The 24433-nt window shown below is 69.0% G+C and carries 26 protein-coding genes and 1 pseudogene; 16 read left to right on the top strand and 11 right to left on the bottom strand.

Translation table 11 applies throughout. The annotated features are described in order from the left end of the window. Positions 1 to 10 precede the first annotated feature (10 nt). On the bottom strand, positions 11 to 205 hold the full coding sequence (locus G3W89_RS01175) for a hypothetical protein (RefSeq protein WP_162572394.1): 195 nt from the start codon (positions 203 to 205) through the stop codon (positions 11 to 13). A 110-nt stretch (positions 206 to 315) separates the two neighbouring features. After that, complete coding sequence (locus G3W89_RS01170) at positions 316 to 1341, bottom strand: LacI family DNA-binding transcriptional regulator (protein ID WP_162572393.1); 1026 nt, start codon at positions 1339 to 1341, stop codon at positions 316 to 318. 137 nt (positions 1342 to 1478) lie between these two features. On the opposite strand from G3W89_RS01170, the gene G3W89_RS01165 reads away from it, so the two are divergent. From G3W89_RS01165 to G3W89_RS01140, 5 genes are all read left to right on the top strand, one after another. Then, positions 1479 to 2345 (top strand): dioxygenase family protein, encoded by an 867-nt coding sequence (locus tag G3W89_RS01165; RefSeq protein ID WP_162572392.1) that lies wholly within the window; start codon positions 1479 to 1481, stop codon positions 2343 to 2345. Positions 2346 to 2372: 27 nt separating this feature from the next. Further along, positions 2373 to 3137, top strand: a complete 765-nt coding sequence (locus G3W89_RS01160; RefSeq protein WP_162572391.1) for an SDR family NAD(P)-dependent oxidoreductase — start codon at positions 2373 to 2375, stop codon at positions 3135 to 3137. Between the two features lie 2 nt (positions 3138 to 3139). Next, positions 3140 to 4027 (top strand): 3-keto-5-aminohexanoate cleavage protein, encoded by an 888-nt coding sequence (locus G3W89_RS01155; protein ID WP_443083143.1) that lies wholly within the window; start codon positions 3140 to 3142, stop codon positions 4025 to 4027. Beyond that, positions 4024 to 5025, top strand: a complete 1002-nt coding sequence (locus G3W89_RS01150) for a quinone oxidoreductase family protein (protein ID WP_174258222.1) — start codon at positions 4024 to 4026, stop codon at positions 5023 to 5025. The genes G3W89_RS01155 and G3W89_RS01150 overlap by 4 nt, the downstream gene beginning before the upstream one ends. A gap of 189 nt (positions 5026 to 5214) precedes the next feature. Then, positions 5215 to 6198 carry a tripartite tricarboxylate transporter substrate binding protein gene (locus tag G3W89_RS01140; RefSeq protein ID WP_162572389.1) on the top strand — a complete coding sequence of 328 codons (984 nt, stop codon included), beginning with the start codon at positions 5215 to 5217 and terminating at the stop codon, positions 6196 to 6198. 71 nt (positions 6199 to 6269) lie between these two features. On the opposite strand, the gene G3W89_RS01135 is transcribed toward G3W89_RS01140, so the two are convergent. Together G3W89_RS01135 and G3W89_RS01130 are read right to left on the bottom strand one after the other, a co-directional pair. Next, positions 6270 to 6785, bottom strand: coding sequence for a cupin domain-containing protein (locus G3W89_RS01135; RefSeq protein WP_162572388.1), 516 nt, complete (start codon positions 6783 to 6785; stop codon positions 6270 to 6272). 55 nt (positions 6786 to 6840) lie between these two features. Next, entirely contained in the window at positions 6841 to 7587 is a 747-nt protein-coding gene (locus G3W89_RS01130; RefSeq protein ID WP_162572387.1) for an NAD-dependent epimerase/dehydratase family protein, read from the bottom strand. A 71-nt stretch (positions 7588 to 7658) separates the two neighbouring features. On the opposite strand from G3W89_RS01130, the gene pdxR reads away from it, so the two are divergent. Both pdxR and G3W89_RS01120 read left to right on the top strand, forming a co-directional pair. Beyond that, entirely contained in the window at positions 7659 to 9116 is a 1458-nt protein-coding gene (gene pdxR / locus G3W89_RS01125) for a MocR-like pyridoxine biosynthesis transcription factor PdxR (RefSeq protein ID WP_232076251.1), read from the top strand. 11 nt (positions 9117 to 9127) lie between these two features. Further along, positions 9128 to 9586 (top strand): CopD family protein, encoded by a 459-nt coding sequence (locus tag G3W89_RS01120; RefSeq protein ID WP_162572386.1) that lies wholly within the window; start codon positions 9128 to 9130, stop codon positions 9584 to 9586. Between the two features lie 9 nt (positions 9587 to 9595). Here G3W89_RS01120 and G3W89_RS01115 read toward each other — a convergent pair. The 3 genes and pseudogenes from G3W89_RS01115 to G3W89_RS01105 all read right to left on the bottom strand — a co-directional run. Then, positions 9596 to 9844 (bottom strand): annotated as a pseudogene (locus G3W89_RS01115) (DUF4172 domain-containing protein); the annotation flags it as partial. A gap of 55 nt (positions 9845 to 9899) precedes the next feature. Next, positions 9900 to 11132: a CaiB/BaiF CoA transferase family protein gene (locus tag G3W89_RS01110; protein ID WP_162572385.1), complete on the bottom strand. Its 1233-nt coding sequence runs from the start codon at positions 11130 to 11132 to the stop codon at positions 9900 to 9902. Positions 11133 to 11154: 22 nt separating this feature from the next. Beyond that, a complete protein-coding gene (locus tag G3W89_RS01105) occupies positions 11155 to 12351 on the bottom strand; it encodes an acyl-CoA dehydrogenase (protein ID WP_162572384.1) in 1197 nt (398 codons plus the stop codon). Between the two features lie 176 nt (positions 12352 to 12527). On the opposite strand from G3W89_RS01105, the gene G3W89_RS01100 reads away from it, so the two are divergent. The 4 genes from G3W89_RS01100 to G3W89_RS01085 all read left to right on the top strand — a co-directional run bounded on the left by G3W89_RS01100 (position 12528) and on the right by G3W89_RS01085 (position 16199). Further along, positions 12528 to 13451 (top strand): LysR substrate-binding domain-containing protein, encoded by a 924-nt coding sequence (locus G3W89_RS01100; RefSeq protein WP_162572383.1) that lies wholly within the window; start codon positions 12528 to 12530, stop codon positions 13449 to 13451. Positions 13452 to 13600: 149 nt separating this feature from the next. Beyond that, positions 13601 to 14260, top strand: a complete 660-nt coding sequence (locus tag G3W89_RS01095) for a peroxiredoxin (protein WP_162572382.1) — start codon at positions 13601 to 13603, stop codon at positions 14258 to 14260. Positions 14261 to 14274: 14 nt separating this feature from the next. Beyond that, positions 14275 to 15315, top strand: coding sequence for an MBL fold metallo-hydrolase (locus G3W89_RS01090; RefSeq protein ID WP_162572381.1), 1041 nt, complete (start codon positions 14275 to 14277; stop codon positions 15313 to 15315). A gap of 68 nt (positions 15316 to 15383) precedes the next feature. After that, positions 15384 to 16199: a phytanoyl-CoA dioxygenase family protein gene (locus G3W89_RS01085; protein ID WP_162572380.1), complete on the top strand. Its 816-nt coding sequence runs from the start codon at positions 15384 to 15386 to the stop codon at positions 16197 to 16199. Between the two features lie 49 nt (positions 16200 to 16248). On the opposite strand, the gene G3W89_RS01080 is transcribed toward G3W89_RS01085, so the two are convergent. Next, positions 16249 to 17055 carry a hypothetical protein gene (locus G3W89_RS01080; protein ID WP_162572379.1) on the bottom strand — a complete coding sequence of 269 codons (807 nt, stop codon included), beginning with the start codon at positions 17053 to 17055 and terminating at the stop codon, positions 16249 to 16251. 429 nt (positions 17056 to 17484) lie between these two features. Here G3W89_RS01080 and G3W89_RS01075 point away from each other — a divergent pair, with 429 nt between their 5' ends. Together G3W89_RS01075 and G3W89_RS01070 are read left to right on the top strand one after the other, a co-directional pair. Beyond that, positions 17485 to 18090, top strand: coding sequence for a hypothetical protein (locus tag G3W89_RS01075; RefSeq protein ID WP_162572378.1), 606 nt, complete (start codon positions 17485 to 17487; stop codon positions 18088 to 18090). Positions 18091 to 18100: 10 nt separating this feature from the next. Next, positions 18101 to 18502 (top strand): phage holin family protein, encoded by a 402-nt coding sequence (locus tag G3W89_RS01070; RefSeq protein WP_162572377.1) that lies wholly within the window; start codon positions 18101 to 18103, stop codon positions 18500 to 18502. Here G3W89_RS01070 and G3W89_RS01065 read toward each other — a convergent pair. Both G3W89_RS01065 and G3W89_RS01060 read right to left on the bottom strand, forming a co-directional pair. Then, entirely contained in the window at positions 18499 to 19749 is a 1251-nt protein-coding gene (locus tag G3W89_RS01065; RefSeq protein WP_162572376.1) for an MFS transporter, read from the bottom strand. The two genes, G3W89_RS01070 and G3W89_RS01065, sit on opposite strands and share 4 nt — an antisense overlap. 59 nt (positions 19750 to 19808) lie before the next feature. Then, positions 19809 to 21845 carry an acetoacetate--CoA ligase gene (locus G3W89_RS01060; protein WP_443083142.1) on the bottom strand — a complete coding sequence of 679 codons (2037 nt, stop codon included), beginning with the start codon at positions 21843 to 21845 and terminating at the stop codon, positions 19809 to 19811. 128 nt (positions 21846 to 21973) lie between these two features. On the opposite strand from G3W89_RS01060, the gene G3W89_RS01055 reads away from it, so the two are divergent. From G3W89_RS01055 to G3W89_RS01045, 3 genes are read left to right on the top strand one after another with little or no spacing between them, the layout of a single operon-like run. Next, entirely contained in the window at positions 21974 to 22681 is a 708-nt protein-coding gene (locus tag G3W89_RS01055) for a phosphatase PAP2 family protein (RefSeq protein WP_162572375.1), read from the top strand. Between the two features lie 34 nt (positions 22682 to 22715). Continuing rightward, a complete protein-coding gene (locus G3W89_RS01050) occupies positions 22716 to 22970 on the top strand; it encodes an acyl carrier protein (RefSeq protein WP_162572374.1) in 255 nt (84 codons plus the stop codon). Further along, a complete protein-coding gene (locus G3W89_RS01045) occupies positions 22967 to 24181 on the top strand; it encodes a beta-ketoacyl-[acyl-carrier-protein] synthase family protein (protein WP_162572373.1) in 1215 nt (404 codons plus the stop codon). Before G3W89_RS01050 ends, G3W89_RS01045 begins: the two co-directional genes overlap by 4 nt. Before the next feature lie 6 nt (positions 24182 to 24187). On the opposite strand, the gene G3W89_RS01040 is transcribed toward G3W89_RS01045, so the two are convergent. Beyond that, positions 24188 to 24430, bottom strand: coding sequence for a DNA-directed RNA polymerase subunit alpha C-terminal domain-containing protein (locus G3W89_RS01040; protein ID WP_162572372.1), 243 nt, complete (start codon positions 24428 to 24430; stop codon positions 24188 to 24190). Positions 24431 to 24433 lie beyond the last annotated feature (3 nt).

Raw genomic sequence — 24433 nt, 5'->3', positions numbered from 1 at the left:
AAGTGGCGGCTCAAATGGCAGCCAGCCGGAGAATTGCGAAGCCGAAGGACGCCGCCAGCGCAATCACCAGCAGCGCCTTGAGCCACACCCTTTCCTTGTGCGTGCGGCCGAGGGAACTGCCGCCCAACGACGCGTATGAGGAAGGCCGTTCGATCCTTCCAGGTTTCTCTGTCCACCAGCCGGTGTTTGTTTCATGCTCTTGCATGGCTAAAAGTATTAATCCTTTAGCAAAGAGCGCATACGTCTTTTTACACAGCTTGCAATTTGCATCGTGATCTTCGTCACGAAGTCCCGCACCAACGTGGTGCCGCTGGCCTACGCTGAACGCAAGCGCGTCGACTCGCGCACCACCAGCTCGGGCCGCAATACCACGGTGGATGCCGACAGCGCCTTGCCCTCGATCTCGTCGAACAGCATCTCGGCGGCGCGCCAGCCCAGTTCACGGTGCGGCAGGCGGATGGTGGTGAGCGGCGGGTCGACCATGTCGACCAGCGGCATGTCGTTGTGGCCGGTGATCGAGATGTCCTGCGGCACGCGCAGGCCCTGGGCACGCAGCAGGTCGTAGGCACCCAGGGCCACGAGATCGTTGCAACAGACGACGGCCTCGGGCCGCTCGGGCCCGGCGAGCAGCTGCTCCATGGCGCGGCGGCCGGCCTCGCGGCTGTACCCTTCGCATTCCACGACCGCTGCCAGCGCAAGGCCTCGATCGCGCAGCGCCTGCTCCACGCCCTGGCGACGCGCCACGCCGGTGGGCACGTTCTGCGGCCCGGCCAGGTGCGCGATGCGTCGGTGGCCAGCCCCGACCAGGTGGTCCACCGCGAGCTTCATCGCCAGGCGGTCATCGCTGACCACCGCGGGCAGCCGTCCGCTCTCGTCGGCGCGGTTCACCAGGACCGTGTGCATACCCGCCTTCTGCAGGTAGTCGATGAGCGGGTCGTCGCGGGTCGCGATCGCCATCACCAGCCCATCCACCTGCTGCGCCAGCATGCGCTCCACCACGGGGCGCGCCAGCGCGTGGTCCATCACGTTGGTCACGAACACGAAGTAGCCGCGGGCCGCGGCACTGGCCTCTATGCCCTGGAGGATGGGTGGGAACACCGGGTTGGTGATGTCGGGCACCAGCACGCCGATGGTGTGGGTGCGGCCGGTGCGCAAGGCCGATGCGGCACGGTTGGGCCGATAGCCCAGGCGCTGCGCCGCGTCTTGGACCACGCGCAGCACCTCCTCGCTGATCATCCCGCGCTTGTCCGGGCTGAGGGCGCGCGAGACGGTCGAGACATGCACGCCGGCGGCTCGAGCCACGTCGCGGATGGTGACGGGAGAGGACAAATTGGGGCTCATCTCATGCAAACGATTGAAATGGCGCGCGGCATACGCATCGCCCTGCTCTCATTGCGGATTCTCGCAACCCCCGATTTTGCTCGAGATTTACTTTACCCGCATAATTTGCAAACGTTTGCAGCCAACCAGAGACACCTATGAACATCGTGACCACCCCCGATTCCGTGCTCCGGATGGCGACCACCGCCATGTCCCGCACGCCCGACGAGCGCCTGAGGACTGTGATGGAGGCCCTCACCCGCCACCTCCACGCTTTCGTGCAGGAAGTGCGACTGACCGAGGAAGAGTTCGAGCAGGCACTGGAATTCATCGTCGGCATCGGCCAGGCGACGGGCGAGAACAAGAACGAGGTGGTGCTGGCCTCCGATCTGCTGGGAGTCTCCACGCTGGTCGCTCTGCTGAACAACCAGGACCCGCAAGGCGAGTCGCCCGCAGCGCTGCTGGGCCCCTTCTGGCGCGCGAACGCACCGCTGTGCCGGGCCGGCGAGTCGATCGCGCGTTGCGAAACGCCCGGCGTGCCGCTCGAGGTGACGGGCGTGGTGCGCGACACGCAGGGCCGGCCCATCGCCGGGGCCATCGTGGATGCCTGGCAAGCCTCGCCGGTCGGTCTCTACGAGAACCAGGACCCGCAGCAGGACGACATGAACCTGCGCGGCCGCTTCGAGACCGATGCCGACGGCCGCTTCCACTTCCGCACCGTCCGGCCAGCCGGCTATCCGGTGCCCACCGACGGGCCGTGCGGCGCGCTGCTGCGCGCCCAGCAGCGGCATCCCAACCGGCCCGCGCATCTGCACTTCATGGTGAGCAAGCCCGGCCACAAGGTGCTGATCACCCAGGTCTTCGCCGACGACGACGAGAACCTCGAGAGCGACCCGGTGTTCGGTGTCACGCGCCGGCTGATCGGCCGCTTCGAGGCACAGCGGGACGGCCAGGCCGCGACGCTTGCGCACGACTTCGTGCTCGAGCCCGGCGAGATGAAGTTTCCGCGCCCGCCGATTCCCTGATTTCTTTCCCCATCCCATCTCCATCGCATGAGCTTCGATCCCACACCCCGACTCGACGGCAAGGTGGCCGTCATCACCGGCGGCCTCGGCGCCATCGGGTACGCAACGGCGCAGCGCCTCGCGGCGCTCGGCGCCACCTGCGTGCTGCTGCACCGCGGCGCCGACGACGCGGCCCAGCGCACCGCCGCGCTGCCTGCGGCAGCCGGCCAGCGCCATGCCGCGCTGCGCGCCGACATCGTCGACACGCCCAGCTTGCAGAAGGCCGCAGGCGACGTGCGGGAACGCCTCGGCCGCTGCGACATCCTGGTCAACAGCGCCGGCCACACGCAGCCCGTGCCCGCGGCCGACCTCGACGGCCTGACGGACGAGCTCATCGACGACCTGCTGCGCGCGAACTTCCGCGGCGTCTTCGCCACCATCCGTGCCTTCGTGCCGCTGCTCAAGGCCAGCGGCGACGGGCTGGTGGTCAACATCTCCTCGATCGCAGGGTTCACCGGCGTCGGCAGCAACCTGGCCTATGTCGCGGCGAAGGCCGGCCTGGACGTGGTGGGCGACGCGCTGGCCAAGGCGCTCGCGCCCGCGGTGCGCGTGGTGTCGGTCTCGCCCGGCGCGGTCGAATCGGGCTTCGTGGCAGGCCGCGGCGAGGACTTCAAGGCAAGGATGGCAACGACCACGCCGCTGGGCCGCATCGGCAAGCCCGAGGACGTGGCAGCCACCGTCGAGGCGCTGGCGACCACGCTGCGCTTCGTGACCGGCACGCGCATCGTGGTGGATGGAGGCAGGCACCTGTGAACATGAACAAGACCCTGATCACTTGCGCCGTCACCGGCAACCTGGTGAAGCCCGAGCAGACGCCGCACCTCCCGATCACCCCCGCTCAGATCGCCGACGAGTGCCTGGCCGCGGCCGAGGCCGGCGCGGGCCAGGTGCACATCCATGTGCGCGATCCGGAAAACGGCAGGCCTTCGATGCAGGTCGAGCTCTACCGCGACGTGGTCGATCGCATCCGCAAGCAGAACCGCGAGCTGATCATCAACCTCACGACCGGGCCTGGCGGTCGCTTCATCCCGAGCGAGGACGACCCCAAGGTCTACGCCCCCGGCACCAGCCTGCTGCCGCCGGAGAAGCGTGTGGAGCACATCGCGCTGATCAAGCCCGACGTCTGCTCGCTCGACCTCAACACCATGAACTCCGGCCCCGACGTGGTCATCAACACGCCGAAGAACGTGCGCCGCATGGCGAATGTGATCCGCGAGGCGGGCGTGAAGCCCGAGCTCGAGATCTTCGACTCGGGCGACATCCACATGGCACTGGACCTGATCGCCGACGGGACGCTCGAGGGCCCGTCGATGTGGACGCTGGTGCTGGGCGTGAAGTACGGCTTCATGCCCACGCCGCAGACGGTGATGTACGCGCGCGACATGCTGCCGCGTGGCGCCTTCTGGAGCGCCTTCGGCATCGGCCGCATGGAGTTCCCGATCGTGGCGCAGGCCTGGCTGCTGGGCGGCCACGTGCGCGTCGGCATGGAGGACAACATCTATCTGGAGAAGGGCGTGCTGGCAGAGAGCAACGCGCAGCTCGTGGCCAAGGCGCGCGACATCATCGAGAGCCTGGGAGGCGAGATCGCGAATCCGCGGGAGGCCCGCACCATGCTCGGCCTCGCGGGAGGAACCGGCCGATGAGCGCCGTCCTGAACACGGCGACCCCTGCCCGCGTCGTGCGCGTGCACGAGAAGGCCGCGACGCTCGACGCGTTGAAGCTCGACATCGCGGAGCAACCCGAGCCTGCCGCCAGGCCCGGCGTTGCCGTCGTGCGCGTTGGTGCGGCGGCGGTCAATCCCAGCGACGTCAAGGCCAGCCTCGGCCTGATGCCCCAGGCCCTGTGGCCGCGCACGCCCGGCCGCGACTTCGCGGGCGTGGTGGTCGCGGGCCCGACCGAGTGGGTGGGCCGCGAGGTCTACGGCTCGGGTGGCGACATCGGCATCACCCGCGACGGCTCGCATGCCCGTTTCCTTTCGCTGCCAGTGGCCGCGCTGCATGCGCGGCCACGCAGCATCTCGATGGACGAGGCCGGCGCCGTGGGCGTGCCCTTCGTCACCGCCTACGAGGGCTTCCGCCGCAGCGGCATGCCGCAGCCAGGGCAGACGGTGCTGGTGCTGGGCGCCAACGGCAAGGTAGGCCAGGCGGCAGTGCAGCTGGCCGCGCAAGGGGGCGCGCGGGTGATCGCGGTGCAGCGGCGCGCCGGGGCTTTCGAAGGCTTCGCCTGTGGCCCGGTCGACGTGGTCGACGCCGGCGCGGGCGATGTGGCCATGCGGGTGCGCGAGCTCACGAACGGACGCGGCGCCGACATCGTCTACAACACCGTGGGCAGCGCCTACTTCGAGGCCGGCAACAAGGCGATGGCCAAGGGCGCGACGCAGATCTTCATCGCTACGCACGATCGCGCGGTGCCCTTCGACATCTTCGCTTTCTACCGGGGCATGCACACTTACGTGGGCATCGACTCGCTGGCGCTGGACTGCGTGGCCGCCACGGCGCAGCTCGATGCCATGCGCGAGGGCTTCGAGCGCGGCACGCTGAAGCCTTTCCCCATCGCGCGCGCCTTCGCGCTCGATGAAGCGGCAGAGGCCTATCGCCTGGTGCTCTCCGGCAGCACCGACCGCGTCGTGCTGCGGCCCTGAGCGAGCGGCCATGCACGTCACCCGACTCGACCAGGCGCCCGCCTACGAAGCGCCGAAGCACGTCGACATGCGCTGCCTGCGACTGCAGTGCGCGGCCCGTGCTGGTCGCCCTGGTGATGGCGAACGCGCCGCCTGCGAGCGGCTGATCTGTCCGGCTTCCCCCATCAACGATTCAAAACGGAGACACCCATGACGACACCCCTTCTTCCCGGCCGCCGCCGGCTCCTCGCCGGGGCGCTCGCTGCCTTCGCCCTCACTGGCGCGCACGCGCAGGGCGAGTGGCCCAAGGGGCAGACGATCAAGCTCGTCGTGCCCTTCACCGCCGGCAGCGGCACCGACATCGTGGCGCGGCTGGTCGCCGAGCGCCTCGGCCCCGCGCTGGGCACCAGCGTGATCATCGACAACAAGCCCGGCGCCGGCGGCACGCTGGGCGCGGCGCAGGTGGCCAAGGCGCCGGCCGACGGCTACACGCTGCTCGTCCACTCGGCGGGCCACCTGGTCAACCCGTCGATCTATCCCAACCTCAGCTACGACACGCTGAAGGACTTCGCGGGCATCACGCCGATGGCCAGCCTGCCGAACATGCTGGTGGTCGCGCCCGGCCGCTTTGCGGACGTGAAGGACCTGGTCGCGCAGGTCAAGTCCAAGCCCGGCAGCTTCAACTATGGCTCGGCGGGCAACGGCTCCGCCACGCACATGAATGCCGAGGTGTTCCGCCTTGCCGCGGGCCTGCAGGCGCAGCACGTGCCCTTTCGCGGCACGCCCGAGGCGATGACGGAAGTGATGGGCGGGCGCATCGACTGGTTCTTCGCGCCGATGGTCTCGGCCCTGCCGCTGGTCAAGGACGGCAAGCTCAAGGCGCTGGCGGTGGGCACGGGCAAGCGCTCGGCGGTGATGCCGCAGCTGCCGACCACGGTCGAGGCCGGCGTGCCGGGCTCGGAGTACCTGTTCTGGGTCGGGCTGTTCGCGCCCGCGAAGACGCCCAGGCCAGCCATCGACCGGCTGCAGGCGGAGGTCGCGAAGATCATGACGGCGCCCGAGCTCAGGGAGCGCCTGGACAAGCTGGGCGCCGAGCCCTTCACCATGCCTTCGGCCCAGTTCGACAAATTCCTCGCCGAGGAAACCGCCAAGGCGCAGCAGGTGGTGAAGGCCGCCGGCATCAAGGTCGATTGATGGCCATGAAGCTGTTCGGCGACCCGCCGCAGAGCACCTACCGCCACTGGTGCGCGCACCGGGAGCGGCGCTCACTCGTAGACGGTCAGCGGTCCGCAGTTCTCGTCGGTGACGAAGAAGGCGAGCAGCTTCGCGGTGCGCGCCGGGTCCGGGTTCTCGGCAAACACGTGCAGCGTGCCAGGCGGTTCGAAGAAGCTCTGGCCGGCCCGGTAGTCGGCGGCCGGCGTGCCTTGCAGCTGGGAGCGGACCGTGCCCTCGATCACCACTGCGGTGACGGAGCCCGGATGCCGGTGCGCCGGCGAATAGGCCAGCGGCGGAAACTCCACCAGCACGGTGGTCTGGGACTTGCCGGGCACGTTGGGCAAAGGCTCGCAGGACAGCGGCTTCACCACGGTCGCAGGGCGCGCCGCGGCGCCATCGGCGGCTGGGGCCGAAGCGAACATCGGCCGGCCCAGGCTGGTGCACAGATCGTCGAACCACCGCCCGGCCGAACGCGGCCCGGCGGGCGCGAGCAGCATCCATCCGGCGGCCAGCCCGACGGCTGCGATTGCCGCATTGCGGCGGGAAGCAAGAAACAGGGTGCTCATTGGATTGCCTTCGCCTTCGCTGCGGTGTCAATCGCCTTCGGAACGGCCGTGCGACTCATTGCAGGATCTCCGCCGGCCAGCGCAGCGCCGCATGCCAGCCGAGCTCGCGCCGCGCCTTGTCGGTGCTGAGCTCGGGGCTCTCCTCGGCAATGTTGTAGATGCCGCGGGCGTCGCGTTGAACGGCCATCAGCGCCGCCCATGCGGCCGCTTCCACATGGACCGGCATGGTTCCGCGCGGGGTCGCCGTGGATGTGCCCGGACCGTAGAGCTGCCCGTAGCGCAGCACGGTCCCTGCCAGGCCGGGCGTGTCGAGCGTGAGCGCTTCCAGCGCCGCCACGCCGCGCACGGTGATGCCGCGCGGGTCCTCGGCGGTGAGGTCCAGCGGCTGCTCCTCGCGCCAGGGTTTCGGGCCCGGCGCATAGGCCCAGGCGATGCTCTGCGCGATCAGGCGCTGGCAGCCGGCCGCGAGCGCCGCGGCGACCAGGTTGCGTGTGCCTTCGCTCCGAAGGCGGGCGTTGCGCACCACCGCCTCTGCCATTCGCGCGGGATCCAGATCGCGCGGCAGGTCGGTGAGCTGGTGGATGACGGCATGCGGTGCAATGCGCTTCAGGGCCGGGGCGAGCGCCGCCGCGTCAAGAACGTCGACCACCACGGGCACCACGCCCTGCGCTTCGAGCACGCCGGCCCGTTCCGCGCGGCGGGTGCTGCCGTACACCGCATAGCCGGCGTCCACCAGCAGCGGCGCCAGCACCGAGCCGATCGCGCCCGTGGCGCCGGCCAGGAATATCTTCGTCTGCGTCATGGGTCCTGCGAGTCCTTTATTGCGATCTCAACGCTTCAGCTTAGGGCTACGATGCGCTGCCCAAAAGATCCATGAATCGCAAGAACGACCAGGCCATGATGAGCACCGAAGGCGCTTTTCGCGCAGATCTGCTGAAGCCCGATCGCAGCCGATCGGAGCCGCTGTACCGGCAGATCGTTCAGCGGCTGCGCGACGCCATCGAGCAAGGGCTGCTGCGGCCCGGCGCGCGGGTTGCCTCGGCGCGCACCCTGGCGAGCGAGCTCGGCGTGGCCCGCGCCACGGTGGAACTGGCTTACGGGCAGCTGGCCGGCGAAGGCTATCTGCTCGCGCGCGGGCAGGCCGGCACGGTGGTTTCGCCTCGGTTGCCGCCGCGAGCTCCGGCGCGCGCCGATCGCGGCATCCCGCGAAGCCCTCCAACACTGGCGCCGATCGGCGCGCCACCGCCCTTCCAGCTCGGCATTCCGGCACTCGACGCCTTTCCGCGCAAGCTCTGGGCGCGGCTGGCGGCCCGAAGGATCCGGGCGACCACCATCGCCGACATGAACTATGGCGACCCGGCCGGCTATGCGCCACTGCGCGAGGCCATTGCGGCGTACCTGCGGGTGTCGCGCGGCGTGGCGTGCAGCCCGGCCCAGGTGTTCGTGACCGCCGGGCATCGCGCGAGCCTGGCACTGGTCTCGCGCGCGCTGCTCGCGCCGAACGACCAGGCCTGGGTGGAAGAGCCGGGCTATCCGCCCACACGCGAGGTGCTGCGGGGCGAAGGCCTGCGCGTGGTCTCGGTCCCGGTCGACGCACAGGGCCTGCAGGTCGCCGACGCTCGGCGCCGCGCGCCCGGTGCGAAGCTGGCGGTCGTCACGCCCTCGCACCAGTCACCGCTGGGTTACTCGATGAGCATGGCGCGCCGCCTCGAGCTGCTCGCGTGGGCCCAGCATGCGAAGGCATGGATCGTCGAGGACGACTACGACGGCGAGTACCGCTATGCCGGTCATCCACTGCCGGCGCTGAAGAGCCTCGATGGACAGGACCGGGTGCTGTACGCCGGCACCTTCTCGAAGGTACTCCATCCCGGGCTCGCGCTGGCCTACCTCGTCGTGCCGGAGCCCTTGGTCGGGCGCTGCACGCAGGCCGCCGGTGTCGCATCCAACGGCTGCCCGCAGCTGGCGCAGGCGATCGTCTCCGATTTCCTCCAGGAAGGCCACTTCGCGCGCCACATCAAGAAAATGCGGCTGCTCTATGCGCGCCGCCGGACGATGCTCGCGACCGAGCTGCAGCGGGCCTTCGGCGAGGCGGTGCACGTCGAGCTGCGCGGCGGTGGCATGCACCTCATTGCACGCTTCGAGGGCCTGGGCAGCGACACCGCGATGAGCCGACGCGCGCAGGCGGCCGGGCTGCACTGCCGCGCATTGTCGGAGCGCTATGCGGGCAAGCAAGCACTCGAAGGATTGCTCATGGGCTTCACCAACATTGCGTCGCAGGCCGAGGCGCACCGCCTGGTCGCCAAGCTGCGCGATGCACTCGTTGTGGTCTAAGCTCCGCGGCCATGACCCATGCCATCCTGCTCCTGCTGCACTTGCTGTCTGCCACCTTCTGGGTGGGTGGCATGGCGGTGATGCACTTCGCCGTGCGTCCCTCGGCCGTGGCCGTTCTGGAGCCGCCTTTGCGACTGCCGTTGATGGCGCAGACGCTGTCTCGCTTCTTCGCCGGCGTGTCCGTTGCCATCGTGCTGTTGCTGGCCAGCGGCCTGGGCATGGTCTGGCTCGCCGGGGGCTTCGCGCGCGTTCACTGGGGCGTGCATGCCATGCTGGCGCTCGGGCTGGTCATGATGGCGGTGTTCCTTCACATCCGCTTCGCACCCTACCCGCGCCTGCTGCGCGCGGTGGCCGGCCGCGAATGGCCGGTCGCAGCGGCCCAGCTGAACACGATCCGCATGCTCGTGGAGCTCAACCTTGCGCTGGGCGTGGTGGTGTTCGCGCTGGCCATCGTCGGGCGGGCCTGGTGATGTGGCGCCTCAGGACAGAATGACCAATTCGTAGCGGGTGCTGCGCCCGCCGGACTCCGACTTCTTCAACACGCCGCGCGCGACCAGGTCGCCGATGTCTCGCAAGGCGGTGTCGGCAGAGCATTTGGCAATCGCCGCCCATTTGCTGCTCGTGAGTTTGCCTTCGAAGCCATCGAGCAGGCGGTTGAGGAGCTTGATCTGCCGCTCGTTGAGCGGCAGCTCCGCCCAGCGCTGCCAGGCGCGGGACTTCAGCAGCACGCGCAGATTCACCGCGAAATGCGCGGCGAATAGGCCCGCCATTCACCGCAGAGGCTCAGATCACCCCCGCATCGCGCAGCGCCGCGCGCTGCGACTCGCCAAGCCCCAGCTCGGCCAGCACTTCATCGGTGTGCTGGCCCAGCGCCGGCGGCGCGCGGCGCAGGACCGGCGGCGTGCCTTGCAGGCGCAGCGGACTGGCGACGCCGGCGATCTGCGCGATGCCGTCGCCCGCGTCGCGCGGCAGCCTCACCGCGAGGCCGCGCGCCTTGACCTGCTCGTCCTCGAAGGCCTGGGCTATGTTGTTGATCGGGCCGCAGGGCACGGCCTTGTCCTCGAGCAGCGCGATCCACTCGGCGGTGGTCCGGGTACGGGTGACGGCCTCCATCATCGGGATCAGCACCTCACGGTGCCGCACGCGCAGGGTGTTGGTGGCAAAGCGCGGATCGCTCGCCCACGCGGCCTGGCCGGCGGCCTCGCAGAAGCGGGTGAACTGACCGTTGTTGCCGATGGCCAGCAGCATGGCGCCGTCCTTCGTGTGGAAGTCCTGGTAGGGCGCGAGGCTCGGGTGGCTGTTGCCCTGGCGCTGGGGCGCGACGCCGGTATTGAGAAAGGCGCTGGCCTGGTTGGCGAGGATGGCCATGCCGACATCGAGCAGCGCCATGTCGATGTGCTGGCCTTCGCCGGTGCGGTGGCGCACTTCGATCGCGGCCAGGATGGCCGTGGCGGCGTAGACGCCGGTGAAGAGGTCGGTGAGCGCCACGCCCACGCGCAGCGGACCGCCGCCGGGCTCGCCGTCGGGGCGGCCGGTGATGCTCATCATGCCGCTGGTGGCCTGGATCATCAGGTCGTAGCCGGCGCGCGAGGCATGCGGCCCGTCGTGGCCAAAGCCGGTGACGCTGCAGTAGACCAGGCGCGGGTTGCTGGCGCGCAGGCTCTCGTAGTCGAGCCCATATTGCCGGAGACCGCCGGTCTTGAAGTTCTCGACCACGATGTCGGCCTGCGCCGCCATCTTCTTCAGCAGCTCCTGGCCTTCGCGCGTCGCCATGTCGATCGTGACCGAGCGCTTGTTGCGGTTGCACGAGGTGAAGTAGGTGGCCTGGTCGGTGTCGTGGCCGTGTTCGTCCTTCAGGAAGGGCGGGCCCCAGGTGCGCGTGTCGTCGCCGACGCCTGGCCGCTCGATCTTGACCACGTCCGCACCCAGGTCCGCGAGGATCTGCGTGCACCACGGCCCCGCGAGGACGCGCGAAAGATCAAGAACCTTGATGCCGTCGAGTGCTGCTGGGGTCATTTGACTTCGGGACGTCCGGCTTTCAATTGGAGAACGCCGCGATGCCCGTCTGCGCACGCCCGAGGATCAGGGCGTGGATGTCGTGCGTGCCTTCATAGGTGTTGACCACCTCGAGATTCACCAGGTGGCGCGCCACGCCGAACTCGTCGCTGATGCCGTTGCCGCCCATCATGTCGCGCGCCAGGCGGGCGATGTCCAGCGCCTTGCCGCAGGAGTTGCGCTTGAGCAGGGAAGTGACCTCGACCGAAGCGGTGCCCTCGTCCTTCATGCGGCCCAGGCGCAGGCAGCCCTGCAGGCCCAGCGTGATCTCGGTCTGCATGTCGGCGAGCTTCTTCTGGACCAGCTGGTTGGCGGCCAGCGGGCGGCCGAACTGCTTGCGGTCCAGCGTGTACTGGCGGGCGCGGTGCCAGCAGTCTTCCGCGGCGCCGAGCGCGCCCCAGGAGATGCCGTAGCGGGCACTGTTGAGGCAGGTAAAGGGGCCCTTCAGGCCGCGCACCTCGGGGAAGGCGTTCTCTTCGGGGCAGAACACGTTGTCCATCACGATCTCGCCCGTGATGCTGGCGCGCAGGCCGACCTTGCCGTGGATCTCAGGGGCCGACAGGCCCTTCATGCCCTTCTCGAGCACGAAGCCGCGGATCGGGCCGACTGCGCCGCCCTCGCTGACTTCCTTGGCCCAGACCACGAACACATCGGCGATCGGGCTGTTGCTGATCCACATCTTGGCGCCGGTGAGCGCATAGCCGCCCGGGACCTTCTTGGCGCGGGTCACCATGCTGCCGGGGTCGGAGCCGTGGTCGGGCTCGGTCAGGCCGAAGCACCCGATCCATTCACCGGTGGCCAGCTTGGGCAGGTACTTCTGCTTTTGCGCCTCGGTGCCGAATTCGTTGATGGGCACCATCACCAGCGAGCTCTGCACGCTGGCCATCGAGCGGTAGCCGGAGTCGACGCGCTCGACTTCACGCGCGATCAGGCCGTAGCAGACGTAGTTGAGCGCCGGCCCGCCGTACTGCTCCGGGATGGTCGGGCCGAGGAGGCCGAGCTCGCCCATCTCGCGGAAGATCTTGGGATCGGTCTCGCCGGTGCGGAAGCCCTCGAGCACGCGGGGCGCGAGCTGGCCCTGGCAGTAGGCATTCGCGGCATCGCGCACCTGGCGCTCTTCGCTGGTGAGTTGCTGGTCGAGCAGGAGCGGGTCGTCCCAATGAAAAGCGGCGTGGGCCATGTGCGGTCTCCGGTGTAGGTGGCGGGGGAAGCTGAATGCGATGCTAAGCCGCGGGCCCTTGGAGCGCAAACGAAGATTCGGAACCCAGTTATGCGCTTGGCTCACTTCATCGCACAATGTCCGGCCCTCGTTCCATTGTGCGGAGGGCTCGATCATCCATGTAACGCCCGCATACCATGCGCCGAAGACTGCCTTCCACCCAGGCCCTGATCTGCTTCGAGGCCGCGGCCCGCCACGAGAGCTACACCCGCGCCGCGCAGGAGCTCGCGCTGACGCAGAGCGCGGTCTCGCGCCAGATCACGGCGCTGGAGGATTTCCTCGGCATGGCGCTGTTCCGCCGCACCCGCCACGGCGTGGCGCTGACGCCAGCGGGCGCCGACTATGCACGCCAGATCGCGCGCCAGCTCGACAGCATGGAGCGCGACACGCTCGACGCAATGGCGCGCCAGGGCGTGGGCGGCTCGCTGCAGCTGGCGGCGGTGCCCACCTTCGCGACCCGCTGGCTGATCCCGCGCCTGCCGGACTTCGCACGGGCACAGCCCGACATCACGGTCCACATCGAGACCCGCACCCGCCCCTTTCTCTTCAACGACACGCCCTTCGACGCCGCCATCTACACCGGCACGCCCGCCCAGGCTGCCAACTGGGCCGGCACCCGCTCGGTGCTGCTCCTGAACGAGGACGTGGTGCCGGTCTGCAGCCCCGCCCTGCTCGGTGCGAAGGCGCAACTGTCGCCCGCGGCGGTCGCGCGCATGCCGCTGCTGCAGCAGAGCACGCGGCCCGATGGCTGGCACCAATGGTTCGATGCCCAGGGGGTCGATGCGCCGCGTGCGCGCAGCGGGCCGCGCTACGAGCTGTTCTCCATGATCGCGGTGGCCGCCGCGCACGGCCTCGGCGTGGCGCTGATGCCGCGCATGCTGATCGGGCCGGAGCTCGCGCGGGGCGAGCTGGCGGTAGCCTGCGACCGGCCCCTGCGCGCGGAGCGGGGCTACTTCCTGGTCACGCCGGCGAGCGCGGACGAGCGGCCCGCGCTCGCGGCCTTCCGCAAGTGGCTGGTCGCGCAAACCTCGGGCGAAGGACCGCCGGCCGAACGCCGCTGAACGGATGTGCATCGCGGCCCCGGCGATGCGCCGTGCCGCTCGCGCTCCGGATGCTGGCGTCCGGCCCGACAGTCTCTTATGCTCTCGGTCTTGCCGCACGACGGCGTCAGCCACGTTTGTCGTCCATCATTTCTTTACGAGGAGCGACCATGTCACTGCGCATCAACGACGAAGCCCCCAACTTCAAGGCCAAGACGACGAAGGGGGAGATCGACTTCCACCAATGGATCGGCGATCAATGGGCGGTGCTGTTCTCGCACCCGAAGGACTTCACGCCGGTGTGCACCACCGAGCTGGGCTACATGGCAAAGATCGAGCCCGAGTTCACCAAGCGCAATGCCAAGCTGATCGGGCTGAGCATCGACCCGGTCGACGCCCATGACCGCTGGTCCGATGACATCGAGGAAACGCAGGGTGCCCGCCCCAACTACCCGATGATCGGCGACACCGACCTCCAGGTGGCCAAGCTCTACAACATGCTGCCGGCCGAAGAGCCGGGCAGCTCCGATGGCCGCACCGCGGCCACCAACGCGACGGTGCGTTCCGTCTTCATTGTCGGCCCCGACAAGAAGATCAAGCTGATGCTCACCTATCCGATGACCACCGGCCGCAACTTCGACGAGATCCTGCGCGTGCTCGACTCCATCCAGCTGACCGCCAAGCACAAGGTCGCGACCCCGGCGAACTGGAAGCAGGGCGACGACGTGATCATCGCCGGCTCGGTCTCCGACGACGACGCCAAGAAGCTGTTCCCCGAAGGCTGGAACGCGCCCAAGCCTTACCTGCGCGTCGTCAAGCAGCCCAGCTGAGCCTCGGCGGCGACATGGTCTTCGAGCAGGTCGCGACCGGCGGCTGCCAGTCCTACCTGGTCGGTTGCGAGCAGAGCTGCGCCGCCGCGCTGATCGACCCGGAGCTGAGCCAGATCGACCACTACCTGGGGCTGGCCGCGCGCCACGGCGTGCGCATCCGCTACCTGATCGATACCCACACGCACGCCGACCATTTCTCGGCCACGCGCGAGCTCGCGCGGCAACTCGACGTGCCCGTGGTGATGCACCGCGCCAGCCCGGCACCCTTTGTCGAACTGCGGCTGGCCGACGGCGAGATGCTGGTGCTCGGCAAGCTCAGGCTCTCGGTGCTGCACACACCGGGCCACACGGCGGACTCGATGTGCCTGCAGGTGGAGGACCGGCTCTTCACCGGCGACACCCTGCTGATCGGCGCCACCGGCCGCACCGACCTGCCCAGCGGCGACCCCGAGGCGCTCTACGACAGCCTCTTCAACCGCGTGCTGCGGCTCGACCCGGCGCTGAAGGTCTGCCCGGCGCACGACTACAAGGGACGGACGCACTCGACCATCGGCGAGGAGCTGGCCAGCAACCCGCGGTTGCAGAAGCGCGAGCGCGCCGAGTTCGTCGAGATGATGAGGAGCCTGAACCTCACGATGCCCACTCACGTCACCGAGGCGCTGCGGACCAACATGAGCGGCGGCAAGACGGTGGCGCGGCTGCTGGCCGAGGCCGCCGCGACGGTGCCCTTCATGTCGCTGGCCGAGCTGAAGGCGCGCGTGGAGGCCGGCGAGGACGACCTCATCGTGCTGGACGTTCGGGAGCGCGAGGCCTACGAGACCGGCCATGTGCCGGGCGCGCGGCTGCTGCCGCGCGGCCAGCTGGAGTTGCGCGTCAACCAGGACCTGCCCGACCCCACGCGCCGCATCCTCAGCTGCTGCGAGCTGGGGTACATCTCGACACTCGCGGCAGCCACACTGCGCAACATGGGCTTCCAACATGCGGTGGCGCTCGATGGCGGCATGAAGGCATGGCGAGAGGCGGGCTATCCGCTCAAGGCGGGCAAGGAAGCCTAGTGCGCTCCCCGAGGCGCAGCGCCGAACTCGGCGGCGCGCGCGGCCCACGACAACCGGAGACAACGGAGATGGCCCGACTTTCCTTCGGCGAGATCGCCCACTACCAGCGCGAAGGCTGGCTCATCCCCGAGTTCCGCCTGCCGCCGCGCCGGGTGGCGCAGATGCAGGACGCATTGGGCGAGCTGATCCGGCGCAACCCCGGCGTGCGACCCGAGAAGCTGGTGTCGGCCCATATCGAGGGCGACAACGGCGAGGGCGTGCGGGGCAGCCGGCAGTTCCTCGACCTGGCGATGGACCCGGAGATCGTGGAGCTGGTCTCGGGGGTGATCGGGGAAGACGTGATCCTCTGGGGCTGCCATGTCTTCTGCAAGCCGGCCAGCGAGGGCTTCGAGACGCCTTGGCACCAGGACGGCCACTACTGGCCGATACGGCCGCTGGCCAACTGCACCGTGTGGGTGGCGCTGGAGCCGTCGACGCGCGCCAACGGCTGCCTGCGCGTGATCCCGCGCTCGCACGAGGGCGGCGTGCTGCATCCGCACCTGCACGAGGATCGGGACGACCTCACGCTCAACCAGCGCATGGCGGCCGGCAGCTTCGACGAGAGCGAGGCCGTCGACCTGGAACTGCAACCCGGCCAGATGTCGCTGCACGACGTCTGCATGATCCACGGCGCCCGCGCCAACACCTCGAACCAGCGGCGCACGGGCGTTGCGCTGCGCTACATGCCGTCCACCTCGGTGTTCGAGCGCGACCTGCGGCCGGCCGACGGCAAGACGGGGGTGGCGGTGAACTTCGCGCAGCGGCCTCTGTGGCTGCTGCGGGGCGTGGACCGCAGCGGGCGCAACGACTTCGAAGTGGGCCACCGCCGGCACGTGGCCGGCTGACGCCGTCTGTCCCGGCGCCGCGGACGGACTCCGAGCGAGCCCTGTGTTCTCAGGCGAGCGCAGCCAGGCCGCTCGTCGGTGCGGTGGCGTCCTGGAGGGCGCTCTCCGCGCCGGCCAGCACCGCCGCCGCGTGGATCTTGTCGTGGCCATGAAGCCAGGGAATGGTCTCGTCGTTGCGCAGCATGGCGAGTTCGCGTTCGTAGAAGCTCATCAGCTCGGTGCCCGTGCTGTGCGACAGATACAGCCGCATGTCGTGCTCGGCGATGCCGAGATAGCCATCCAGCACCAGTTCGACATGCAGGTGATGCAGGCCGCTGGCGCGCAGGTTCATGCCGGAGAGGTAGAGCGCCTCGGCGGTCATGGCCGTGGACATGGCCAGCGTGCCGCGGGTGCGCAGCAGGGCCTCGGCCTGGGTGATCCGGGCGATGAAGCCGGCGAGGTTGTGGCCGCGATAGCGCGGGTGCACCCAGCCGGCGCCGATGTAGCCGAAGAGCGCATGGGCGTTGAGCTTCGGGCCGGTGTCCGGCAGCCAGCCTTCCTGCTGCTTGCAGCGGTAGAGGGCCCCCTCGTTGTAGGCCTCGCCGACGCGGCGGGCCGTGTGGTCGTTCTGCATGGTCCGGAAGCCGCTCAGCGCCACCGGCGCGGTACCGTCGTCGAAGCAGACCCAGAAGTTGTAGGGGTTGGCGTCTTTCGGATCGTCCAGCACGAAGGGCAACTGCACATACCCGGTGCCGGTCGCGGCCTCGTAGGTCTTCAGGAGCACCGACAGATCGTCACCAAAACTGACCGTCAGGCCGGAGTCCTCCAGCTGCTGGACGAGTTGATCCTGGTATTCCTTGATCTCCGAGAGTTGCATGACGGGGTCCTTGAAGTGATGGCAGTTGGCGGCTCCGGCTTCGTCCTGGCCCACGGCGGGAAGGAGATTCCGACGGCAGATTGCGCATTACTCCACTTGCGCAGCCGTGACGCAAGTTGTATGTGACGCTCGTCCAAAAAGCAGTGGGGCAAACGGTACAAAGTGTTACGTTAAGTAATCACATTTTTGCGGTTTCCAAATTCATGGTAATGCTTTCGTGCGCCTTTCGTCAGCGCAATGTAGGTCACACTGCGCGGTGCCTCCGTCAGCCACGTCCGCGCCGCAGCTGGCGCCATAGTCCTTATGGCGGAAGACGCCGCTCAACTGGCCCTTCATCATCCGCAATTGCCCGCAAAAATCGACGAAATCGATGAAACAGAGCGCCTGCAAAGCAACGCGCCGAACTACAGTGGGGCACTCAAGGGAATCATGACCAGAGCGAAACTGCGAATCACTGGGCCCCATTCAAGCTCCTATGTGCTGGGCGAGCCGATGTACCTGTACGACGGTCCGCTTCACGTCGCGACCCTGGACCCCGTGCCCGTCAACCGCGAAGGCACCGAGGTCCACATCGAGCATTTCTCGCCGAGCCCCACCGTCACGCAGCAGAAGCTCGAGATCAGCAAGCTTGCGCTGGTCGAGATGGTTTACTTCATTGCCGAGAACTTCACCTCGGTACAGGCCATCAGCCTGTCGCTGAGCCGCCAGGTCGAGGGCTACGGCGACGGCATGCGGCTCGCCGGCGCCCGCTCGTCATTCCTGCAGAGCCTGGGCGCGAGCCACATCGTGATCGCGCCCAAGCCCAACGCCGAGCACATGGGCCACTTCATCGTCAGTGGGCTGTGGGAGTACAACCCGGCGAACCTCGAGGCACTGGTCTCGGTCCTTCAGCACGAGCGCGAGACCTACTATGGGCGTCCTGCAGCGGCCGAGGACGCGCGGCGTCCGGGGCTGGGCGCGTGGGTGCGGCGTTTCATTCCTGGCGCCGCGCCGCGCGCCGGCAACGGCAGCGATACCCGCGAAAACGAGGGCTGAGATCGATCCGATGCTGAGCACCCTCGCCCCTTTTCTCCTCCACTGGGCCATCATTGCCCTCTCGCTCTGGGTGGCCAGCCACATCTTCAGCGGCATCCGATTCGAGAGCACCTCGGCGCTGGTGGTCTCTGCGCTGCTGCTCGGCTTTGCCAATGCGATCGTCAAGCCGATCCTGATCCTGCTCACGCTGCCGCTGACCCTGCTGACCTTCGGCCTCTTCCTGCTGGTGATCAACGCGCTCGTGCTGCTGCTGGTGGCGGCGCTGGTCAAGGGATTCAAGGTCTCCGGCTTCTGGACCGCCCTGTTCGCCAGCCTCTTCGTTTCGCTGCTGAGCATCGTCTTCGGCGCGCTGGTCGGCAGCGGCGATCCGGCCACGACGATCCAGATGCCGGACCGCGGCAACTGGCTCTAGCCCGCGTCCGGATCGCGCGGCCGCGCCCAGCGGCCGGGGCTTGCCGCCACGGCACGCAGCCGTCCGCGCTCGCTGGCCAGCGACCAGCCGAACACACCGAGACCCGCGAGCGCCAGCAGCGCGCCGACCCAGCCGGTCGAGGTCCAGCCCAGGCCGGCCGTGATGGCGGCGCCGCCCAGCCAGGCCCCGAGCGCATTCGCCATGTTGAAGGCCGAATGGTTGAGCGCCGCAGCCAGTGTCTGCGCGTCGCCCGCCACGTCCATCAGGCGGATCTGCAGCGCCGGGCCGATGGCGACGATGGTGCCGATCAGGAACACGTTGACTGCCGCTGTCGCGACGTGTTGGGCCGCGAAGGTGAAGGTGGTCAGCACCAGCGCCGCCCAGACCAGCACGCCGCCGATGGTCGGCATCAACGCCTTGTCCGCCAGCCGCGAGCCGACCAGGTTGCCGCCGACCATGCCCAGCCCGAAGAGCGCCAGTACCAGCGGCACGCCGGGCAGCGGCAGCCCCGCCACTTCGGTGAGCGTGGGCTTGATGTAGCTGAAGACGGCGAACATGCCGCCGAAGCCGATCGCGCCGATGCCCAGCGTGAGCCAGACCTGCTTGCGCTTGAGCGCGCCCAGTTCGCGCAGCGGGCTCGCGCCCGAGGGCGCGGCGAGGCCCGGCAGGTCGCGGCGCAGCATCGCCATGGCGAGCAGTGCAATCAGTCCGACGAAAACAAAGGCCGCGCGCCAGCCGAACTGCTGGCCCAGCCAGGCCGCGATCGGCACCCCGACCAGCGTGGCGCCGGTGAGCCCGAGCATCACCAGCCCGACGGCACGCGCGCGGCGGTCCGGCGGGGCCAGCGCCGCGGCCACCAGGGCCGCCACGCCGAAGTAGGTGCCGTGCGGCAGGCCGCTGGCGAAGCGCAGCAGGTTGAGGGACAGATAGCCGGGCGCCAGGGCACTCGCGAAGTTGCCGGCCGCGAACACCGCCATGAGCGCGATCAGCAGCGCACGGCGGGGCCAGGCCGCGGCCAGCACTGCGAGCACCGGCGCGCCGATGACCACGCCCAGCGCGTAGGCGCTGATCACATGGCCGGCCTGCGGAATGGTGGTCCCGATGTCGCTGGCGACTTCGGGCAGCAGGCCCATGATGACGAACTCGCCGGTGCCGATGGCAAAGCCGCCGACGCCGAGCGCAAGCATCGCGCGCGCAAAGCCGGGGGCAGGCGCGGAGGGGGTGACTGAAGGTGGGAATGCGGACATGCGCCGAGGGGTCGTCGCTAGGGTTAACCCTAGGGCCGCGACCTTAGCACGCACCGCTGTTATTTGCTGCGCTGCGGCGATGACCCCACGGCCGGGTCCCGCGCCCGCTGGGCGGCGAAATCCACGTACCAGTCCAGACTGCCCGGGTTGGCCATGGCCTCGCGGTTCACCACCTTGTCGATCGGCTGGCCCAGCAGCAGCTTCTTGATCGGCAATTCCTGCTTCTTGCCCGAGAGCGTGCGCGGGATCTCCGCGACCTGAAAGATGTCGTTGGGCACGAATCGGGGCGACAGCCGGATCTTGATCGCGTCGTTGATCTTCGCGCGCATCGCTGCGTCGAGCGCAACGCCGGGCCGCAGCACCACGAAGAGCGGCATATAGCTTTCGCGGCCCAGGAACTCCAGGTCGACCACCATGGAGTCGAGCACTTCAGGCAGGCCCTCGACCGCGCTGTAGACCTCGCTCGTGCCCATGCGCAGGCCCTGGCGGTTGATGGTGGCGTCGCTGCGGCCGTAGATGATGCAGCCGCCGTCCTCGCCGATCTTGAGCCAGTCGCCGTGGCGCCACACGCCCGGATAGGTGTCGAAGTAGCTCGACAGGTAGCGGGCGTTGCCCTCGTCGCCCCAGAAGCACAGCGGCATCGCCGGGATCGGCTTCGTGCACACCAGCTCGCCGACCTCGCCGATCACCGGCTCTCCCTGCTCGTTCCAGGCCTCGACCGCCGCGCCGAGGAAGCGGCATTGCATCTGTCCCGGCACTTCGGGCAGCTCTCGGTTGCCGCCGACGAAGGCACCGCAGAAGTCGGTGCCGCCCGAAATGTTGTACCACCACACCTCGGGCGAGCCGGCCGCGAGCAACTGCGCCGTGCCCCAGCGCTGCACCTCCTCGGAGAGCGGCGAGCCGGTGCTGCCCAACGCACGCACGCGCGAAAGATCGCCGCAAGCCTTCGCCTCGACGCCGGCCTTCATGCAGTTCGCGAAATAGGCCGCGCCGGCGCCGAGAAAAGTGACCTTGTGCCGCGCCGCGAAGCGCCACAGCACGCCCCAGTCGGGCTTCTCCTTGCTGCCGGAGGGATTGCCGTCGTAGATACAGCAGGTCACGCCGAAGGCCAGTCCCGACAGCTGCGAGTTCCACATCACCCAGCCCGTCGAGCTGTACCAGTGGTAGCGCTCGCCGAAGTTGTTGGCGCTGTAGCTCGCGCCCAGGTCGTGGTGCAGGCCGCAGGCGTACATCGTGAGCAGGATGCCGCCCTGCCCGTGCACGATGGGCTTGGGCAAGCCGGTCGTGCCGCTGGAGTAGACGATCCAGATCGGATGGTCGAAGGGCAGCCATTCGGGTTCGAAGGCCGCGGTTTCGGCGTCGTCGCGCGAGACGGCGTCGGTCCATTCGGCATCCGCGGGGATCTGCCGCGCCGCGAAGGGTGTGCGCAGCAGCAGCAGCTTCTCGACGCTGGGCAGTGCGGCGCGCAATTCCTGCACCACGGCACTGCGGTCCAGCGCCTTGCCGCCGTAGTGCACGCCGTCGGCCGCGATGAGCAGTTTCGGCTCGATCTGGCGGAAGCGGTCGACGACTGCGGCCGTCCCCATGTCCGGCGCACACACGCTCCAGACCGCGCCCAGGCTCGAGCAGGCGAGGAAGGCGACGATCGTCTCCGGCACGTTCGGCAGGTAGGCCGCGACGCGGTCGCCGCGCCGCACGCCCAGCGCGCGCAGCGTGAGCGCGCAGGACGCGATTTGCCGGCGCAGCTCGGGCCAGGACATCTCGCGCACCTCACCCCGCTCGTTCTCGCTGACGATCGCCGGCAGGCCGGCCGCGTGCGCCGCATCGACATGGCGCAGCACCTCGTGCGTGTAGTTGACCTGCGTGCCCGGGAACCAGCGCGCGCCCGGCATTCGCGCGTCCGCCAGCGTGACCGTCGGCGGCGCGGGCGAGCGAACGCCGCTCCAATCCCAGACGCTGCGCCAGAACGCATCGAGGTCGGTGACAGACCAGCGCCACAGCGCGTCGTAGGACTCGAAGGCGAGGCCGCGCTGATCGCGCAGCCAGTCCTGGTAGAGGCGGATCTGGGGAACACAGGGTGAGGAGATGGGTTTCACGGGTGCAGCCTAACGCCCCGGTGCCAGTGGCTTCAAGCGGGAAAGCACACGCCACGGCGATCAGGCAAGCGGCAACCTTGGGGCCTGGGTTTCACGCCGGCGCGAAAACGGGCATGCTCGGCGTTCACATGCCCCCTTTTCATCCCCCGCACTGGCGCGCCGAGCTCGTTTTCCGCATGCGCCACCTGCTGGCCCTGAAGTTCATCGGCGTCACGGTCTTTACCTGGCTCTTCTTCATCGGCTACTTCCAGCTGCTTCGCCATCCGGTCCACCCGATGACCGTGATGCCGCTGACCGCGCTCGACCGGCTGATCCCCTTCCAGCCCGAGATGCTGGTCGCCTATTTCTCGCTGTGGTTCTACGTGGGCCTGGCGCCCGGCCTGCAGCGCAACTTCAGCGAACTGGTGGTCTACGGGCTCTGGGTGGGCGCGCTGTGCATCGCCGGGCTGAGCCTGTTCCACTTGTGGCCGACACAGGTGCCGCTGCTCATGGCCGGCAGCTCGGACTTCCCCGGCTTCGCGCTGATGCAGGGCGTGGACGCGCCGGGCAACGCCTGCCCCTCGATGCACGTGGCGGTCGCCATCTTCACCGCGATCCGGGTAGACGACGTGCTGCGCCGCACGCGCTCGCCGGTCGCGCTGCGCCTGGCCAATGGGCTCTGGTTCGCGGCCATCGCCTATTCGACCCTCGCGGTCAAACAGCACGTGGCGCTGGATGCGCTGGCCGGTGCGCTGCTGGGCATGGCCTTCGCGTGGCCCTCGATGCGCTGGCGCCCGGCGCCCCGCGCCAGCGCCCCTGCAGCCTTCGGGGGAGCGGATATCATCCCCCACAGATGACCCACGGCCCCGCATGAAGACGGACATCGCCCCCATGAGTTCGCTGAAAGAATTACAGAACCTGATCCAGGAAAAGTACGGCCTCGACCCGGCAGCGCTCGACCCCAACGCATCCATGCGCGACAAGGGTTTCGATTCGCTCACGCTGGTCGAATTCGTGTTCGCGGTCGAAGACCATTTCAAGATCTCCATGCCCGACCAGGACGTGAACGTCGACACGCTGGCCGAGCTGGCAGCCATGGTCGACAAGACCCTGGCCGCGCAGCCGGCATCGGCCCAGGCCAAGTGAGCGCCGTGGAGGTCGCGGTCACCGGACTGGGCGTCGTGAGCCCGCACGGCGACGACCCCGGCGCGATGTTCGATGCCCTGATGCGCGGCGAGTCGGCGCTGCGGCCCGTCCTTCCCGAGCTGCCCAAGCCCACCGCCGCCGCGCTCGCCCCCTTCGACGTGTCGCGCTGGTTCACCAAGCTGCAGCTGGCCGGCGTCGACCGCGTGAGCCAGATGGCCGTGGCCGCTGCCGACCTGGCGGTGCGAGACGCGGGCACGCTCGGCGATGCCGACCCCGAACGCATCGGCGTCTATGTGGGCTGCGGCATGGGCGGCGCCGCCGCGGTCGAGACCGCCTATCGCGGCGCCAGCACGCGCATGCCGCCGCTCACCATTCCCGCGTTCATGCCCAACGCGCCGGCCGCGCAGGTGGCGATGCGCCAGCAGGCGCAGGGGCCGGTGCTTACCTACTCGGTTGCTTGCGCCTCATCCAGCGTGGCGCTGGCCGAGGCGGCCAAGGCGGTGGCGAGCGGCGAGGTCGACGTCGCCATCGCCGGCGGCACGGAGGCGCTGATCGTGCCCGGCGTGGTGCTCGCCTGGCAAGCCATGCAGACGCTCGCCACCTTCGCGCCCGGCGAGGAGGCGCGCGCCGTACGCCCCTTCTCCAGCGACCGCAGCGGCTTCGCGCTCGGCGAAGGCGCCGCCTTCGTGGTGCTCGAATCCGCCGAGCGCGCCCGCGCCCGCGGCGCACGCACCTATGCGCAGCTGGCCGGCTGGGGCATTGGTTCGGACGCCACCCATCTCACCAAGCCCGACACGCCGGGACAGGCCCGGGCCATGCGCGCCGCGCTGCGATCGGCCGGGCTCGCGCCGCGCGACATCGGCTACTGCAACGCGCATGGCACCGCCACCCGCATCGGCGACGTGGTCGAGCGCAACGCGCTGGCGGAGGTCTGGGGCGATGCCGCACTCGACGATCTGCAGGTGAGCTCGACCAAGGCCCTGCACGGCCACCTGCTCGGCGCCGGGGGCGCGCTCGAAGCGGTGATCACCGTGCTGGCCCTCTACCGGCGGCAACTGCCGCCCAGCGCGCACTGCACGGCCATCGACCCGGAGTGCCGGCTGAACCTGGTGCCGCAGCCCGGCGTGGCGGCGCCGAACCTCGAAGCGGCAATCAGCAACTCTTTCGCCTTCGGCGGCACGAATTCGGTGTTGGTCTTCCGTCGCGCCTGAGGGCGCTCACTCCGCGAGCCGCAGCCCCCGGCGGTTCACGCTCTCGACGATCTCCCGCAGGGAATTGCGGCCCAGGCGCGAGAGCACGAAAAGCTTTTTCGCCGGCACGCGGGTCACGTCGCGCACCGTGTGCAGCTCGTTGAGGCGCAGCACGTTGGTGGTGCGCAGCGAGAGTTTGAGAACTTCGATGTCGGCATCCAGCAGCGACTCGGTCGCGGGCCGGATTGCGATGGCTTGACCATCATCCATGGG

It is taken from the genome of Variovorax sp. PBL-H6 (assembly GCF_901827155.1).
Classification (GTDB): domain Bacteria; phylum Pseudomonadota; class Gammaproteobacteria; order Burkholderiales; family Burkholderiaceae_C; genus Variovorax.
Note: the sequence above shows the minus strand (reverse complement) of the source record. Positions and strands in the feature narration are given on the sequence as shown.

Bases quoted from the DNA above. Each gene is read 5' to 3' on its own strand.
- G3W89_RS01175 (WP_162572394.1), bottom strand. From the start codon at position 205: ATGCAAGAGCATGAAACAAACACCGGCTGGTGGACAGAGAAACCTGGA.
- G3W89_RS01170 (WP_162572393.1), bottom strand. From the start codon at position 1,341: ATGAGCCCCAATTTGTCCTCTCCCGTCACCATCCGCGACGTGGCTCGA.
- G3W89_RS01165 (WP_162572392.1), top strand. From the start codon at position 1,479: ATGAACATCGTGACCACCCCCGATTCCGTGCTCCGGATGGCGACCACC.
- G3W89_RS01160 (WP_162572391.1), top strand. From the start codon at position 2,373: ATGAGCTTCGATCCCACACCCCGACTCGACGGCAAGGTGGCCGTCATC.
- G3W89_RS01155 (WP_443083143.1), top strand. From the start codon at position 3,140: ATGAACAAGACCCTGATCACTTGCGCCGTCACCGGCAACCTGGTGAAG.
- G3W89_RS01150 (WP_174258222.1), top strand. From the start codon at position 4,024: ATGAGCGCCGTCCTGAACACGGCGACCCCTGCCCGCGTCGTGCGCGTG.
- G3W89_RS01140 (WP_162572389.1), top strand. From the start codon at position 5,215: ATGACGACACCCCTTCTTCCCGGCCGCCGCCGGCTCCTCGCCGGGGCG.
- G3W89_RS01135 (WP_162572388.1), bottom strand. From the start codon at position 6,785: ATGAGCACCCTGTTTCTTGCTTCCCGCCGCAATGCGGCAATCGCAGCC.
- G3W89_RS01130 (WP_162572387.1), bottom strand. From the start codon at position 7,587: ATGACGCAGACGAAGATATTCCTGGCCGGCGCCACGGGCGCGATCGGC.
- pdxR (WP_232076251.1), top strand. From the start codon at position 7,659: ATGAATCGCAAGAACGACCAGGCCATGATGAGCACCGAAGGCGCTTTT.
- G3W89_RS01120 (WP_162572386.1), top strand. From the start codon at position 9,128: ATGACCCATGCCATCCTGCTCCTGCTGCACTTGCTGTCTGCCACCTTC.
- G3W89_RS01110 (WP_162572385.1), bottom strand. From the start codon at position 11,132: ATGACCCCAGCAGCACTCGACGGCATCAAGGTTCTTGATCTTTCGCGC.
- G3W89_RS01105 (WP_162572384.1), bottom strand. From the start codon at position 12,351: ATGGCCCACGCCGCTTTTCATTGGGACGACCCGCTCCTGCTCGACCAG.
- G3W89_RS01100 (WP_162572383.1), top strand. From the start codon at position 12,528: ATGCGCCGAAGACTGCCTTCCACCCAGGCCCTGATCTGCTTCGAGGCC.
- G3W89_RS01095 (WP_162572382.1), top strand. From the start codon at position 13,601: ATGTCACTGCGCATCAACGACGAAGCCCCCAACTTCAAGGCCAAGACG.
- G3W89_RS01090 (WP_162572381.1), top strand. From the start codon at position 14,275: ATGGTCTTCGAGCAGGTCGCGACCGGCGGCTGCCAGTCCTACCTGGTC.
- G3W89_RS01085 (WP_162572380.1), top strand. From the start codon at position 15,384: ATGGCCCGACTTTCCTTCGGCGAGATCGCCCACTACCAGCGCGAAGGC.
- G3W89_RS01080 (WP_162572379.1), bottom strand. From the start codon at position 17,055: ATGCAACTCTCGGAGATCAAGGAATACCAGGATCAACTCGTCCAGCAG.
- G3W89_RS01075 (WP_162572378.1), top strand. From the start codon at position 17,485: ATGACCAGAGCGAAACTGCGAATCACTGGGCCCCATTCAAGCTCCTAT.
- G3W89_RS01070 (WP_162572377.1), top strand. From the start codon at position 18,101: ATGCTGAGCACCCTCGCCCCTTTTCTCCTCCACTGGGCCATCATTGCC.
- G3W89_RS01065 (WP_162572376.1), bottom strand. From the start codon at position 19,749: ATGTCCGCATTCCCACCTTCAGTCACCCCCTCCGCGCCTGCCCCCGGC.
- G3W89_RS01055 (WP_162572375.1), top strand. From the start codon at position 21,974: ATGCCCCCTTTTCATCCCCCGCACTGGCGCGCCGAGCTCGTTTTCCGC.
- G3W89_RS01050 (WP_162572374.1), top strand. From the start codon at position 22,716: ATGAGTTCGCTGAAAGAATTACAGAACCTGATCCAGGAAAAGTACGGC.
- G3W89_RS01040 (WP_162572372.1), bottom strand. From the start codon at position 24,430: ATGGATGATGGTCAAGCCATCGCAATCCGGCCCGCGACCGAGTCGCTG.